This is a genomic window from Methanosarcina barkeri str. Wiesmoor (genome assembly GCF_000969985.1).
Classification (GTDB): Archaea; Halobacteriota; Methanosarcinia; order Methanosarcinales; family Methanosarcinaceae; genus Methanosarcina; species Methanosarcina barkeri_B.
This window is the reverse complement of the sequence record NZ_CP009526.1, coordinates 977,744-993,234: the sequence shown is the minus strand read 5'-3', so window position 1 is coordinate 993,234 and position 15,491 is coordinate 977,744. Positions and strand designations below refer to the sequence as shown.

The following is a 15,491-nucleotide window of genomic DNA, read 5'->3' as shown; positions in this document are numbered from 1 at the left end:
AATAGACATATCGCATTTTTTATTTAAGGGTAAGGATTTTAAGCATATTTGTGCCTCCGGGGCTTCCTGAAGATGGACCCTGGGTGAAAATAACAATCTCTCCGCTTTTTACAAATCCAAGGTCTTTGGCTTTCTCAGTAGTCTCTTTTTCCCAGCTTTCAATATTTTCATTCACAGTGATAGGATAAACGCCATAGGATAAAGAGAGGAAGCCGCAGGTTCTCGGGACACGGCTGAAAGCAAGGATCCAGGTATCAGGCTTGAAGCGCGAGATCCTGCGGGGGGTCGCTCCACTTCTCGTGGGAGTCAGTACGGCCGCAACCGGCAACTTTTGCAAGGCTTCATGCACCTGGAGGGTTATTACCTCATCCACTGACATATCTCTTGCCGTTATGCCCTTGATAATAGCATCTAGTCCCCATTTTGTCCCGGAACGCCAGTCTTCTGTGGTTTTTGCAATTTTTGCCATCATTTCAACAGCTTCCACAGGATAATTACCAACTGCCGTCTCTTCCGAAAGCATAACCGCATCTGTGCCGTCAAGGATTGCGTTGGCTACATCGGTTGCTTCTGCGCGGGTAGGCCTTATATTATCAGTCATTGAAGCCAGCATTTGAGTGGCTGTAATTACCGGAATTCCAAGAAGTTTTGCACTATGGATAAGTTCCTTCTGGACTGAAGGAACTTCCTGAATAGGTATTTCAACCCCGAGGTCCCCTCTGGCAATCATGAGAGCATCGGTTTCTTTTAGAATGTCCTGGATATTCTCTACAGCTTGCCTGCGTTCGATTTTAGAAACAATATATACAGACTTTCCTCTAGCTGCAGCAAAATTCCGGACATTACGAATATCTTCCGCACTTTCTATGAAAGAAATGCTGAAAGTGTCGATCCCTTTACTAAGGGCAAACCCAAGAATTTCAAGATCCTTTCCAGTTACAGAATCAACTAAGATCTTTGCCCCTGGTAGATTTAGCCCTTTATGAGAATAGAGCTGCCCTCCGATAAGAACCTCACAAAGCACATCTTTTCCCGAAACTTCCAGGCATCGAAGCTGGATAAAACCGTCACTTAAGTAAATAAGGCTCCCTGGAACCACGCTTTCCGGAAGTTGCTTGTAGCTTACAGGAATACGTGTCTCATTTCCTGTAGTTTCGGCAACCGTAAGGGTCACAGAGTTTCCTTTATGGAGCATGATCGGTTCTTTTTCCAGTTTGCCTATACGGATCTTCGGGCCTGGCAGGTCGGCAAGAATCGCAACTGTCCTGTCAAGCTCCTCTGCAACCTTACGGACTCTCTGGATTACTTCGCTATGGCTTTCGAAGCTCCCGTGGGAAAAATTGATCCTTGCCACGTTCATGCCAGCAAGCACAAGTTTCCTGATCACTTCTTCGGAAGAGGAAGCAGGGCCTATGGTACAGACAATCTTTGTTTTATGGTCCGGAATTTGCATATTTTCACGACCTTTACAGCCCAACCTATTATCAATGCAGCCTTTAGAATTTATATCTGATCTTCGCGGGCTTTTCTGCAGGCTTTATTATTTACCCTTATAGATCTTAAGAGCATCTTCGGCACTTGCATCTTCAACCGTTATTGCATAGACAGCATTACACATGCGGACAGCTTCATCAAGAGGCCTCTGGTGAATGTTTCTTCCAGTTGCATTTCCCTGTGCTCCGGAAACATGAATCTGATCATAGAGCTTTTTCAGGAAAGCTCCAGCTTCGTCACTGGAACCGCCTGCGCAAACAACCTTAGTACGCCCTGCGGCTTTGATTGCTTCCTTAAAGCTCTCGGCAGACTTTGCCCCTTCTTTTTTCGGGTAATTGACCTTTACAAAGTCCGTACCAAGGCAGGCTCCGATGCCTGTTGCTCCTGCAATAAGGTGTGGGTCTTTTTCATCTTTTACAGCTTCACCGCGTGGGTAAATCCAGAGTACGGACAACATGCCATGCTGGTGAGCATCATAAATTACTTGAGCCGCCTGAACAAGCATTTCGGCTTCGAATTCGCTGCCAAGATAAATAGTATATCCTACGCCAAGAATCTTAAGCCCACTGTTTTCCTTAAACTCAACGACCTGGTCCACGTCATACCAGAGGTTACTAAAAGGATCAGACTGCGCTGTCCCAACAAGATTGGTCTTGGAGTTTACCTTTACAAGATATGGCACGTCCCTGTAGTCCATGCCATAGCGAGAAATAAGCCCAAGCTGGGTTGCAAAAACTCCGATTTTTGACTGTGATGCTATTCTGAAAAGGTGTTCGGGATCACCATCGTCCTCGGGGACTCCTTCACCGTAAAAATCATCGTTGAGATGTTCTACCTTCTGGTCGCCTGCAAAAAGCATTAGCCTGCCGGTTCCTCGTGTCATCTCCATATAATTGTTCACATACGTTTCACGCATTGCTTTTGGAACGTCTAAAGGTACAATTACGTCCTCTTTATTAATCGAAACCATATGTATAAACCTCAGTTTTATCGAATCGTAATTATTTGGATGGTAATAATACTGTTAAAGTGTATTTATGTATTATCTATAATTCTTCTTACTACCTTATCCCTTTCGGGAAATTTATAATTTTTTCCACGGAGTGTTTGTAGATCTATTCAGGAGTAAAATTTATTAACATTTTGCTGAAACTTCTGACTCTCCAGGTGATTGATAATAATGAATTCGATAATAAACTGTGTACCCGACAATAAGCTTTGTACCCAGAAAATTTAAAAATTTAATATAATAAGCCTGCTAAGACAAGATGAACTCTAAAACGAGCTTAGAGAGAACAAAATAAGCGAGTTCAGACAAAGTAGATATAAAAAAACAAGCAAAGTAGAACCAAAAGCAGGATCGAGTAGAATAAGTTCCAAAATCCCATGTTCAAAGAACAAAAAGTGAAAAATAATCAGAAAATAGTAATTATTGAAGAAAATTAAAAATGCAAAAATTTTACGCCGCTTGCAGGGCTCGAACCTACGACATTCTGGTTAACAGCCAGACACTCTACCAACTGAGTTAAAGCGGCTTTTCGATAGGAAAGTTATTATTTTACCCTCAAATCTTCTTATACAACAGATTCTTTGGGTATAAAGTTTATGGGCCTGACCGGATTTGAACCGGTGACCGCTCGGTTATGAGCCGAGCGCTCTAACCTGACTGAGCTACAGGCCCTTATTGATTCTATAATATTTAGTAGCTTATAGTATGGCTTAAATAATAAAGTTTTTGCATATGTTATATCTATTCTGGGAAGAATAGTATAATAAGAAATAAGAAATACAAAAATTTTACGCCGCTTGCAGGGCTCGAACCTACGACATTCTGGTTAACAGCCAGACACTCTACCAACTGAGTTAAAGCGGCTCATGCAATCGGATGTGGTCGTTTTGCTCACCTCATCGCGAACACTCCTAAAGCGATAATATTATTTATATATTTCGCTTTGAGAGGTTTTCAGAACCATTTATGCGCTGAGAAATCTGATAAAGCAGGTGGTTGTTAACTTAGAATAATACTATCTAGTCAGAAATATTGTTTTTTAGTCAGTTCATTTGAATTATTTTCACTACATTAGTGTTATTTTTCATTCATTTATATATACTTTTTTACTATTTACAGCCATTAACAAATATATTTATTGAATTCTTGTCAAATATAGCATTAAATTACTATTATCCGATAAATACCATTTAATACCTGTCCAATACCTGCCGTGAGTGCCTATCAATAAAACCTGCCACCACATTCGGATTTACTTTGATCCCCATTTAACAGTACACTTTTGAGTAAGTGCAATCTCACCAGAAGGCAGCCTTTTACCCCTTGATCATATAAAAGATAATTCATTTTGAGCTAAAACTTATATCCTATCAGGAATAATATATTTGATAGCTTGTTGTAGTATTTTGCAGCGAGGTCGGACAGGTATGATTTAAGCGATCCGATTGTTTAGCTTAAAACGCCTTTATCTGGGTCCTGTCCGGGGGAATTGATGTGTTGTCAGTTAAAGGTCAAAAACGGCTTTGAAACGTAACTTCAAGGTTAGGGGCAGTAGTTTTCCAGTATAGATGGAGATTCTTTCAGGTCCTTTATGACTATAAGGATATCTTTTCGATCTCCGGGCTTTTGACCGCCTGATCTTGCAGTTTAAAAAATGGATATCCAAGGGGGATTAATTACGAAACGGCTAAAAATATGCCCAAAATGCCACGCTAGACTAAAAATGAGTTCGGATGGAAAGATAGAGTACTGCAGTGTTTGTAAGTACTGGACAAAAGTGGGTACCGCAAGGCTCGATTCTATCATGATTTACGGATGAGGACCCTGCATGAAAAATGAAAGTATTCCTATGTTTTGCAGCGTATGCCAGACAACATTAAAACGTCAAGTCATGGGTTCTAATGTCTTCTATTATTGCCGAAACTGTGGAAGTATGATTTCGGAAACATACTTATCAGGGGAGGTAGACATCTTCCACACTCAGAAACTGACATCTATAGACATGACATCTTCGCCTTCAAACCTTATGAAGACGCCTGAACCTGTAATAGAGACCTGAATCGAAAACAGGAGTTTAGTTTTAAAAGCTGGAAAAAATTAGCTTTCTAAGAGCTTCAATATCTCTTAAGTTCTCTTTTCTAATTTTTAGTTATTATTAATAATTTTTGTAATATATAATAACTTTTTGTTTCTTTTTATATTAATTATTGTTTATTAAACAACTTTATACATTTTGTTTTTTGAAAAAAATCATCAATCTTCCTTAAATGAAAATTCCATATCCTTCTTCAACACTTCTTGCTAGAATAAGCAATTATAAAAATAAGAAAAAAGTTGAGATAAGAAGATTATTTAAGGAGATTACTACCGGTAAAACCAGTCCAAAAGCGGCTTTTTCAATGCCCCGCTTTGAGCAGTTTGCAAACGTTTTCTACTTCGGACCTGAACTCGTCCTGAGAGATTCCATAAAGGCCAGCAAGATACATTGCACCACCGGCCCCTGCACCCTCCTTGATCGTACCAGTCTCATACCTGTGAAGTCCTTTTAGTTCGGACTTTCCAAAACCAGGGTCTGCAACGTAGACTGCAGGTACACCAAGTATTCTGGTAAGTTCAATAAAGTTTGCGGATTTATCTTCCACAACATACCGGGTAGTCGCAATTGCCAGCTTTTCCGTATTGAAACCCAGATGTTTTATCAGTGCATACACTGCTGCCATCTGAGTCCCTCCAGCAAGCACAATACTGACATCAGTGCTCTGGAAACCTGCAACAAGACCTATAACAGCAGGCATCATCGGATCTCCCATGCAGGCAATAGCTTTCATGGGATCATCTTTCAGGCAGCCGAAAGTCAGGCCTGATGCTTTCAAGCCTTCTTCAATGACCTGTTTCTTCAGCTTAAGGGGATTCTCATCAGCACTGCTGCTGACATTTCCATTGTATCCTAGAGCCATTAAAACACCCATTGCGGTTGTTGTACCACCTGGAATGCTTTCTCCAATGACTACATGGTCCACCTGGTTTCGGAGCCTCTTGCCCAGGAACTTTGCCCGCTCATAGACCCCCTGTACGTCGTAGACTGCAACTGGTTTCCGGATATCTTCTCCGGGCTTTGCCTTGAGGTCAATGCACGGGACTTCCGGAGTTACAATAAGGCCAGAATTAATGAAATTATAGGGAGCGTCCGTAAGTTTCAACGCCGAACGGGTCATAATTGCAGGAGTAGGAGTGTCATAGGGAGGAGTCATGGGGAGAACGGGTACACTGATAATATTTCCTGTGTCCATAAGTTCCGCATCTCCTGCAGGCGTATAGTCCGTAAGTTCAGCCGTTTTCCCTGCAGCTGAAAGCTTGGGAATATGTGCAGTTTTGGTATTGGAAAGCACACATAAAAACATCGGTCTTCTAGGTTTTTTGGTCACTTCCGGTTCGATCCAGGACATATCGTATCTCCTTTATAAATAGAATCAACTCACCCACAACCGTTGAGCCACGACCATTGAGCCACAACCTTTACGATGTTGATCTTGTCGTTACTGAGGTTTTCGGTCAAGCCTTTTTTGAAAAGGCTTGCGGTCAAGCAGTTTTTTGAAAAGGGTCGCGGTCAAGCAGTTTTTTGAAAAGGGTTGCGGTCAAACCTTTTTTCAAAAGGCTTGTGATCACGCCGACTAAGACATTTTAGATTTAGCAGTTTTTTGCTCAAGCCTTTTTTAAGGGCTTGCGGGCAAGCAGCTTTTAAGAAGGGTTGATTCTTTATGAAATCCAATGAGAATTCTTCAACTTACTATTTAATATTTATCCATAAGCAAATATAATTTAATATTGAACAAGTTAAGTTTACTTTATTTCTTGTTCTTTTCGGAGTCAGTCACATGATTTTGATTGAGCTTTTATTAAAAATCAGTTGATTAAGTTTTCGTATATAACAGATACCTGATAATTTGTTTTCAGGTTCACTCAGACTGTAAAGACTGTATAATAACCTGCACAGATAAAAATAGAAAGATGAAAGCCGTAGCGTTACGGAATAATCGACTTTCCAATTTGTGCTATATCGGCTTTCCGATTTATGCCAGAGTAACTTTCTTGTTTTAATATGTTCTTGCCACGTAAACACGAGTTTCGGTTTCTTCCCCGCATATAGGGCACTTTTCTTTTCGGTCTCTTTTTTGCTCAAGAGGAATTCCAAGAATTCCTGCACCTATCACGTCTTCCATAGCACGTCCACATTCTCTCTTTCCGCACCAGGGAATTGTTGCAACTCCATCCTGAATTTTGTTCTTTACTTCTTCAAGTTCAGTACATTCAAATATGCGGTTTTCAAGTTCGACTTTCGCTTTTTGATACAGGTTTTCGTGGATCGCCTCAAACTTTGAGCTCACGCCAGCTTCGATCTCAGGGAGTGAGATCTGTTCTTTTTCTCCGGTATCTCTCCTGACAGCTACAGCGACATTATTTTGAAGGTCTCTGGGCCCGATTTCAAGCCTTAGTGGTACACCTTTCATTTCCCACTTGTAGTACTTTGCTCCGGGACGAAGGTCACTTGCATCGATTTCGACTCTGATTCCGGCTTTAGTTAGGCGTTCCTTGACATCCTTGCAGGCTGCGAGTACCTCCTCGGCTCCTTTCTTGAAGATAATAGGGATAATTACAACCTGTACAGGCGCGATTTCCGGAGGCAAAACCAGCCCTTTATCGTCTCCATGAATGGAAATCGTAGCTGCAATTGACCTTTCGGAAATCCCGTAACAGGTCTGATAGGCATAACGCTGTTCACCGTCAGGGGTTTCATACTTAATGTCAAAGGTCTTTGCAAAGTTATCCCCCAGATGATGGGCAGTACCAATCTGAAGGGTCCTTCCGTCAGGCATAATTGCATCAAGAGCATCGGTATAATCTGCGCCCGGGAATTTATCCCAATCAGGTCTCCTTGAACGAAGCACAGGAACTCCAAGCCTGCGGTATATTTCAGTATAGAGCCCAATAGCTTCCTTAACTTGAGCTTCTGCATCTTCCCAGGTAGCATGTACTGTATGAGCCTCTTTAAAAGAAGTAATCTCTCTAAGCCTTATCAAGGGACGGGTATGTTTTGTCTCGTAACGGAAAGTATTAACTATCTGATAGATTTTGATAGGGAAATCCGCATGGGACCTGACCCACATTTTGTACATAGGATAAATGGCAGTCTCACTTGTTGGGCGAAGGGCCAATGGGATATCAAGGGTGTCTCTTCCACCGTGGGTTACCCAGTATACCTCATCTTCAAAGCCTTTAATATGCTCGGCTTCTTTCATGAACTCATTTTCGGGAATAAGAAGAGGAAAGAGAGCTTCCTGATGTCCACTATTGTCAAGAATTTCTCTTATAATATTATATGTGTTTCTTCGGATTGCAAAGCCGAAAGGATACCAGACATATAATCCTTTTACAGGATAGCGGACATCCATTATTTCGGCCATCCAAAGGAGTTCGTTATACCATTCGCTGAATTCCTCTTTTGGGGGGAGTGCTGCTTCTTTTTCGCTTTCTGCCATACCTTCACCGTATTATATAGCAATCTGAAATAATTTTTAAATTCTTAAATTAATTGAACAAACTCAAATTAATCAAACAAGTTATCAAACTAATTAGACAAGTGTTTAAATTGACCAAGTAGATGTTAATTTGATCAAGTAGACATTAATTAAATCAATGTAGGCAAGTTGATCAAATAAATACTAAATTAATCAAATAAATATTAAATTAATCAAATAGATTTTTAAATTGACCTGGTTTTCCGTCTCTCCAGAAATATAGAAGGTTTTCCAGGAAGTCACATTTTGAGGGGTGACATTTTGAGAGACGGAGCCTTGAGAATGTGGCATTCTAATGTGAAATTACCTTCATAGCCATCAGTATGCCTGCCTTTATGAAATAGAAGTTAATAACTATATTGGAAGTATGCCCTCGGAATTTATCAGGCTGTGAAAAACCGGAAAAAAGAATTAGTCTCCGAGGGGCTGAACATTGTCTGAGACATCGTTTACGAGCTCGGATTTGTTAACATCGAAAACGACCATGCCGGTGTTTAGCTTCTCGGCTTCTTCTTCGGAGAGTCTGGTAGCCTTTACTTTCTTTGAAATTATCGCACTGTTTCCAAAAGGATCTTCAACTATGACTGTTATTTTTCTCTTTCCCTCGATCACATCTTCAAGCATACAAAGGAGCTCCTCGCTGCGTGAAGATTTCTCTTCGTCTCCCTGCACCCACCGGCTTGCGGTCAGAAGAACATCACGGACCCGTTGCAGTACGCCTTCAATATTCGTTACATATGACTCCGAAACTGAGCCAGGTTCGATGGTAACTCCCATTTCCGGGATGCGGATAGTACCTGAGGTTGAACGGATGACCCTTGCATTCAGGTCTTCACCGGTTTCAACTGGCATCTCATAGCGCATGGGCTCCTTAACCGAGAGGATCATGGTATCTGCAAAACGGAAACTGCACTGACACCTTGCACTGACATGCATGATCTCCCCGAAATAGGGAATGTTATCTCTCTGCCAGGTCATCACCAGATCTGCCTGGCACAGAGGGCAGCAAATTTTTGTTTCAAACCTTTCCTGATTAAAGAAATCCTGATTCAATATTTTCCACCAGAAATCTTGGATCTGTCGATTTTAATGCCTGTAGGGGTTACAATTACTGTATTTCCTTTGACCCCTGCGATATCCCCATGGACATCGATAATAACGTCTTTCAACTCTTTTAAAACTCTATCTCTGAGCAGGTCATCACCTCTGATGTTTGAAATATCTACTATCAAGATATTTCCGTTATAAATTTCCTGCTTGAGCTGAGATACCTGGTTGATATTCGAGACTTCTGCGATCTTCACATAAGTTTCTGCAGGCTCGTCCTCGAGAACTTCTTCATATTTGCTGAGATCAATCTCGGTGTAATCCTCGGGACTGGTTGGACTTTTTACATTGCTGCCAAGGAGCTTGTCGATAAGTTTTGCCATTTATGCGCACCTATTATATTTTTTAAAATTCGAATCGCACTGTCCTATATTGAAATCTATATTAATTAATTTTGCTATTATAAAGCTGATCCGGATTTTCATTATATTTAAGGGAGGTCGCGTTTCCTGCCCACAGGTTTTGTTCAATGAAATGTATTTTATGGGAACTATCAGAATTCCGTGTTCCAGAGCTTGTCTCCTACATGGGATATAGACTTTATGGCCTTACCTGAAGTAGCTTCGACCATTTCCGACCCCCCCATAATAGCTTTTCCAATTGCAAGAGGTTTTTGATGAGTCTCTTCCACTATTATTACGAGGTCTCCTTCTTTTATTTCAGGATCGGCACCCACAATTCCAGGAGCCATAATATCCGCGCCGTTTGAAACAAAACGGATAGCTCCTTTATCCACGGTTACAACACGCTTTTGAAGTTCCATCTCAAGAGCTCCGCGGACGGTAGGAAAAACATGTCCTTCTATTTCAAAAAGCAAAGGCTTGCCGTCCACCAGAATAAGGGAATATTCCTCAAGGGTAATCTTTTCCAGAGTTTTGTCTTCCAGATATGACAGCTCTTCGCCGAAAGTGGATACGAGGTCTTTCAACATTTTGTTCTTGACATTCTTCCTTAGCTGAACTCTTGACTTTACTTTCAATTAATCACCGGATTTTCAAATGTTATATTTTATTTATAGCATAGGGTTTTTGTGCCTTTTAAAACTTATGTGGAGCTCTGGAGTTATCTGAAATACATTTATGTCATATGTGAAGAACTGGAATTATCTGAACTATATTTCTGTCATATTTTCGCATTTAGCCTCAGAGTGTTTATTCAGGAACTTTAAATTATTATTATGTAAGTTTCACAAAGAACACTGAAAGCAGCGCAACGGCACTTACAAAAAATAGGGTCTCATAACCTAAAGGTCCAAGGAAAAGGCTCCCAAGAACCGGGCCCAGCCCTAACCCTGCATAAATACCGGTATTGAAAAGCCCCATTACAAAACCACTTGAACTGATACTGGAAACAGCCGTAATAAGCCCCACGACTGCGGCTCCGCCTCCTGCTCCTATCAGGAAGAAAGCCAATAAAGGCAATTTCACCGAGAGAAAGATACCTGCTGCTGCAAGGATTATTCCTGTCCTTACTATGTTCTTAGAGTTGATATCTGCCCTGCCTGCAATCAGAGAACTCAGCATTGCAGCCAGATAAGAAACTGAAATTGCCAGCCCGAGTTCGGGCTTTGTCAGAAAGCTAGCACTGTAATCCGCATAGTTCGAATTTAACAGACCTGTGGCTCCATAAAGAAGTACAGAAATTCCCCAGATCTTTCCGAAATTGGTTTGAAACATGGTTTTCCTGGACTTTACCAGGTAACTTTTTAATTCAGAAAGCAAAGAGGTGTCCTGCTGACTATTTGCATGAATTTTGTATCCTGAATGCGTAAATTCTTTTCCGTATCTGTTCGGAGAAAGCAGTTCTCCGACTTTTGAGAGAAGGAAAAGGCAGGAGAGCCCTGCAAGGAAAGTGAAGCTGGCTATTGCGGTTTTAATTCCAAAACCGGCAAACATTCCTGAGAAGAAAACACCTGCAGCTAGTCCAGCATTTAACAGGAAGTTAAACTCCCCAAGACTTTGCTGACTGTCATCCCATTCTGCAATTATGGAAAAAGCTGCAGGAAAAAAAGCTCCGCAACCTACCCCTTCCAAGAACCTGAAAATCCCAAGAATCAATGGGATATCCGAAAATGTAATAACAAAACCTGCTAAAGTAGTAAGAAGCATTCCGAATCTGATTACCTTCAGATTTCCGATCCTGTCTGCCAGAACCCCGAGGGGTACAAGAGCAAGAAAAGCCCCAATAAAGTATCCGGAAAAAATAAGGCTTGAAATCACAAAATCTCCGCTATCCCCTCCAGCAAGTTCCGGAAGAATAGGGATTACCGCGTTTGAGAGTCCCTGGAGAGCAAAAACTGAAGAATAAAGCGTTAGTTTTTTGAGGTTCATAGATCTTCCAATTATATGTACTCAACTCTATGCTGATATTCTACTCGATCCTTATTTCTCCCTAATTTCTAAAACCGTTTACTTTTAAGAATTACTATTATTTTGAAAGCTACTGAAAGATACTATTATTCTAAAAAGTAATTTTATTTTTAAAGACGGCTACTGTTTCTAAAAAATATTCTTATTTCTAAAACCCCCTCCTGAATATCAGAAAATTCCGTAGAATAAATATCTTACGCAATATCCCTTGATATTCAATAAAAGTAAACTTATTGAAATAAAACCTGATTAAATACTCCTACAAAGGAATCTTTAAATCTTCAATACGAATCTTTAAATCTTCAATACGAATCTTTAAATCTTCAATATAATACCAACTGCAAGGATACATCCGTTTGCTATAAACAGCTTTTCAAAACTCACAAAATCTATAAAAAATCCTGCAATAATCGGGGCAAGAGAAAGCCCTGCATATATAGTAGTGTTGAAAAACTCCATTGCAAGACCTCTGTCAGCATTCATTCTGGCAACGGCGAGGGCAAAACCTACAGTTGGAACTCCTGATCCTCCTCCGAGGCTTGAAAATCCCAGCAAGGGATATTTTATTGCAGAGAGCACCAAGGACCGAAAAACCTAGTCCAATTTTAATTAAGGTTTTTTCCTTTACTTTAAAATGCCCTCCAAACAGAGAGGTAATCATTGCACAGACATAAAGACTGGAAATCGAGATTCCAAGTTGAGCTTTTGTTATAGTTCCCATGTAGTCAGGATAGTAGGCTACAAGCACCCCAATGGCTCCGTTAAGCAGAAAAGAACTGAGCCAGAGCCCAAAATTGCTACGGTCGAGTAGCTTCTTAGTTTCTCTGTAAGGTTTTCTGAAAAGGCTAGAGCTTTTCAATGTACCTGCTTTCTCTGAGCTTTCAAGGTCAACCAGTCTTCTGTATCTGGAAAACAGGTACGTGATCAAAAAGAAAGTAAGGATCGTAAAGACCAGGATTGCTCCTTTCAGGTAAGTATCTGCCAGCAACCCCGAGAGAAATGCTCCTGTCGCCAGGCCAGCATTGAAAAGAAAAGTCAATTCTCCTAGATAGCGCCCTGGATTGTTTAATTTGGATAATATGACAAAGGAAGCCTGGAAGAAAGCTCCACAGGCAGAACCTTCTATAAACCTTGCAATCAAAAGAATTCAGAGGTTTTCAGAAAGTAGAATTGTCAACCCTGAAATTACCGTAAGAATGATACCGAGTTCTATGAACGTAAAATTGCCGAACCTGTCCGCAAGAATCCAAAAAGGTAGCATTGTTCCCAGGGCTCCGAGAAAGTAGGCGGAAAATCGCAGGCTTAAGGCGAATCCTCCAGAGGAATTATTACTCAGGTTCGCAAGCTCTGGAAGGATAGGGATAACAGCATTCGAAAGTCCCATTATAGTAAAGGCTGCTCCGTAAATCAAAAGCCTGTGAAGGTAGCACTAAAAACCCTTAACCAGATATTATAATTTCTCGTCCGTAGTTTCTTGTTCGCAGCAGATCTTGAAAATCATCCTTCCCAAGGTTAAAATACTTAGAGCCGATTTTTAAAGTCTTCTTCAACTCTTCGCAGGACTTTTATTCATTGCATAGTAATAATGCGTTAAAAATGTGTTAAAAAGATTAAATTCAGTTGCTAAGCCCTGGTTGCTAAGCAAATATGACATTATTATTATAATAAGTTGGATAGAATGGATAGCTATTTATATAATTAGTTTGAATAGGGGTAATGTGTAATGTGAGCGGGAAACTTTTTTCACATACCATACCCCCCACTCCCCATATGACCCCCCACTCCCCAACCCGCTCACACTACTTATACTAATTAGTAGATCTTTTTATCTACCGTTCTACTTAAGTTTTAAAGTCATCAATTTTTTCTGCTTATTTTGCCTTTATGAATAATCGTGAGTTCTTTAGACCATTTATAAGTTAGAAACCATTTGTCAGTTCTTTTTAGCTCACTGTAAGCCATTTACTGTAAGCCATTTATTGTAAGCCACTTACTGTAAGCCATTTACTGTAAGCTATTTATTGTAAGCCATTTACTGTAAGCCATTAAATAATCTCATACTATTTTTTAGTTCAAATGTGTTAATTCAGAAAAGATTGTTTTTATTATCAGGACTTACTTGTCAGGACTTACTTGTCAGGATTTACGCACTCGAAGTACAAAATCAGGCTTAATAGATATGGTAATCCATAGTCTTGAACGCAACTATTTACACTTAGGTTCTCATAACGAACAAGAAACACAATCTTTTGGATTAGGAAAAAAATTAGTTCAATTTTAAGTATAATTCTTTGCATAAGTAATTATTAATTCAGATTATAGACAGCTATGGGTTTAATAAGTTTAATTAGAAAACTAAAAGTTTAATGCTATCGAGTTTTCATTTCAACCGTGTAAAATTCTATGCTTTCTTTTTTATGCCCTGTCATTACAATACAAAAATATACAATGTTCACATATCCTACAATTACCTGGAACATGGAGAATCTTTTTAAGGCTCCTCTGCAACCGAAAAAGTTGCAACTAAGGTAACTGAAACACATAAGAACTTACTCATCAATTATTATTAAAATTAGTTAATTTTAAGTCTAGTTATTCTGTACATATACATGTTGATCATTAAATTAAACTAGTTTTAAAAGAAGTTGTTAATTATAAATTTATTTAGTCAAAACATATTATAAATTTACAGAATATTAAGATTAAAAAGAGGTGTCGTGGGGGGATGAAATTACGACAAATTGTGAACACTTGAAAAGATGTAGTAGATGTATATTACCTGAAACAACACCAAATATTACTTTTGATAAAGATGGTGTTTGTAATTTTTGCCATTCTCACATAAAAGTCCAATATGAGGGCGAAACAAAACTTAAAGAACTATTGTACTCACATAGAAAAGACAGCAACAAGTATGACTGTGTGTTAGGAATCAGTGGCGGAAGGGATAGTAGTTATACACTTCTTAAGCTTGTAAAAGATTATAACCTAAAAGTTTTGGCAGTTAATTACGAAAATCCATTTACTGACCCCCAAGCTAAAGCCAACATAGACAATGCTGTAGAAGCATTAAACGTTGATATTGTCAGTTTCAAATTGAAAAATAACGTTCACGAAAAAACATTTAAACATAATTTTATTTCGTGGCTTCGCAAACCATCTCCTGCAACTATACCTATGATGTGCATCGCTTGTAAACTGATTCTTCCACACATAATAAAATACGCAAAAATGTATGACGTGAAATGTGTAGTAACCGGAGGTAATCCATATGAATACGTATCTTTTAAAAGGGAATTACTGAATGTTTCAGCAGAGAAAGATTACAGTAATCTCTTAATAAAAAGTTTTGGCGTAAAAAGTTTTGGAGGAATTACGAATGAAATATTAAAAAATCCGTCTTATTGCCACCCAATGTGTATTCCTACAATGATAACAGGATTTTTATATGGGAATCCTTATAGTTTTGGACCCAGAGTTCTTTCACCAAACATCAAATTTGTAGATATATTTCATTACATTCCGTGGCAAGAAGATGAAGTGTTGTCAAGAATTAAACACGAATTGAAATGGGAAAGTCCGAGTAGATTTAGTTCATCCTGGAGATTTGATTGCTGTGTAAGTCATTTAAAAGATTTAATGTATATAAAAACACTTAACATGACCGAAAAAGATGATTTTTATTCCAAAATGGTGAGAGAAGGTTTAATTACTCGTGAGAAAGCGCTCATAAGGCTAAAAGATGAGAATAAACTACAAAAAGATGAAATACGAAAATTACTTGATAGTATCGGAATCAAAGACGTTTCTAACTTAAACGGAAGTAAAGGAGAAATGATTCTTAAAGAATTATTACTCGAATAAGTCAGGTAATTTTTCATTAGGCCCCTCCAAAAAATTATCCAGTTTTAAGGATTAATAAACGTTATTCATATG

14 protein-coding genes and 3 tRNA genes are annotated in these 15,491 nt (G+C 39.3%); 3 read left to right on the top strand and 14 right to left on the bottom strand.

What is annotated here, in order from left to right:
- Positions 1–19: 19 nt before the first annotated feature.
- From pyk to MSBRW_RS04345, 5 genes are all read right to left on the bottom strand, one after another.
- The gene (pyk, locus tag MSBRW_RS04365; protein WP_011305215.1) at positions 20–1,453 is read right to left on the bottom strand and encodes a pyruvate kinase; all 1,434 of its coding nucleotides are present in this window, start codon (positions 1,451–1,453) and stop codon (positions 20–22) included.
- Between the two features lie 87 nt (positions 1,454–1,540).
- Complete coding sequence (locus MSBRW_RS04360) at positions 1,541–2,464, bottom strand: beta/alpha barrel domain-containing protein (protein WP_011305216.1); 924 nt, start codon at positions 2,462–2,464, stop codon at positions 1,541–1,543.
- A 492-nt stretch (positions 2,465–2,956) separates the two neighbouring features.
- A tRNA-Asn gene (locus MSBRW_RS04355) sits at positions 2,957–3,029 on the bottom strand.
- 71 nt (positions 3,030–3,100) lie between these two features.
- Positions 3,101–3,175, bottom strand: a tRNA-Ile gene (locus MSBRW_RS04350).
- Between the two features lie 119 nt (positions 3,176–3,294).
- Positions 3,295–3,367 (bottom strand) — tRNA-Asn (locus tag MSBRW_RS04345).
- A gap of 790 nt (positions 3,368–4,157) precedes the next feature.
- Between MSBRW_RS04345 and MSBRW_RS22850 the strand changes: the two genes are divergently transcribed.
- Both MSBRW_RS22850 and MSBRW_RS20775 read left to right on the top strand, forming a co-directional pair.
- Positions 4,158–4,322 (top strand): TFIIB-type zinc ribbon-containing protein, encoded by a 165-nt coding sequence (locus MSBRW_RS22850; RefSeq protein ID WP_196298026.1) that lies wholly within the window; start codon positions 4,158–4,160, stop codon positions 4,320–4,322.
- Between the two features lie 9 nt (positions 4,323–4,331).
- Entirely contained in the window at positions 4,332–4,562 is a 231-nt protein-coding gene (locus MSBRW_RS20775) for a hypothetical protein (RefSeq protein WP_011305217.1), read from the top strand.
- A gap of 337 nt (positions 4,563–4,899) precedes the next feature.
- On the opposite strand, the gene cobT is transcribed toward MSBRW_RS20775, so the two are convergent.
- The 9 genes from cobT to MSBRW_RS23195 form a co-directional block, all read right to left on the bottom strand.
- Positions 4,900–5,949, bottom strand: coding sequence for a nicotinate mononucleotide-dependent phosphoribosyltransferase CobT (gene cobT, locus MSBRW_RS04340; RefSeq protein WP_011305218.1), 1,050 nt, complete (start codon positions 5,947–5,949; stop codon positions 4,900–4,902).
- Between the two features lie 648 nt (positions 5,950–6,597).
- Positions 6,598–8,040, bottom strand: coding sequence for a proline--tRNA ligase (proS, locus tag MSBRW_RS04335; protein ID WP_011305219.1), 1,443 nt, complete (start codon positions 8,038–8,040; stop codon positions 6,598–6,600).
- Between the two features lie 450 nt (positions 8,041–8,490).
- Entirely contained in the window at positions 8,491–9,132 is a 642-nt protein-coding gene (locus tag MSBRW_RS04330; RefSeq protein WP_011305220.1) for a ZPR1 zinc finger domain-containing protein, read from the bottom strand.
- Entirely contained in the window at positions 9,129–9,509 is a 381-nt protein-coding gene (locus tag MSBRW_RS04325; RefSeq protein WP_011305221.1) for a cell division protein SepF, read from the bottom strand. Before MSBRW_RS04325 ends, MSBRW_RS04330 begins: the two co-directional genes overlap by 4 nt.
- A gap of 170 nt (positions 9,510–9,679) precedes the next feature.
- Positions 9,680–10,165, bottom strand: a complete 486-nt coding sequence (locus tag MSBRW_RS04320) for an RNA-binding protein (protein WP_011305222.1) — start codon at positions 10,163–10,165, stop codon at positions 9,680–9,682.
- Between the two features lie 196 nt (positions 10,166–10,361).
- Complete coding sequence (locus tag MSBRW_RS04315) at positions 10,362–11,516, bottom strand: MFS transporter (protein ID WP_011305223.1); 1,155 nt, start codon at positions 11,514–11,516, stop codon at positions 10,362–10,364.
- Positions 11,517–11,870: 354 nt separating this feature from the next.
- On the bottom strand, positions 11,871–12,038 hold the full coding sequence (locus MSBRW_RS23205; protein WP_230669957.1) for a hypothetical protein: 168 nt from the start codon (positions 12,036–12,038) through the stop codon (positions 11,871–11,873).
- Positions 12,028–12,696, bottom strand: a complete 669-nt coding sequence (locus MSBRW_RS23200) for an MFS transporter (RefSeq protein ID WP_230669955.1) — start codon at positions 12,694–12,696, stop codon at positions 12,028–12,030. The genes MSBRW_RS23205 and MSBRW_RS23200 overlap by 11 nt, the downstream gene beginning before the upstream one ends.
- Before the next feature lie 6 nt (positions 12,697–12,702).
- Positions 12,703–12,939 carry a hypothetical protein gene (locus MSBRW_RS23195; protein WP_230669953.1) on the bottom strand — a complete coding sequence of 79 codons (237 nt, stop codon included), beginning with the start codon at positions 12,937–12,939 and terminating at the stop codon, positions 12,703–12,705.
- Positions 12,940–14,267: 1,328 nt separating this feature from the next.
- On the opposite strand from MSBRW_RS23195, the gene MSBRW_RS04305 reads away from it, so the two are divergent.
- Positions 14,268–15,419 carry an adenine nucleotide alpha hydrolase family protein gene (locus MSBRW_RS04305; protein ID WP_230669951.1) on the top strand — a complete coding sequence of 384 codons (1,152 nt, stop codon included), beginning with the start codon at positions 14,268–14,270 and terminating at the stop codon, positions 15,417–15,419.
- The last annotated feature ends 72 nt before the right edge of the window (positions 15,420–15,491 follow it).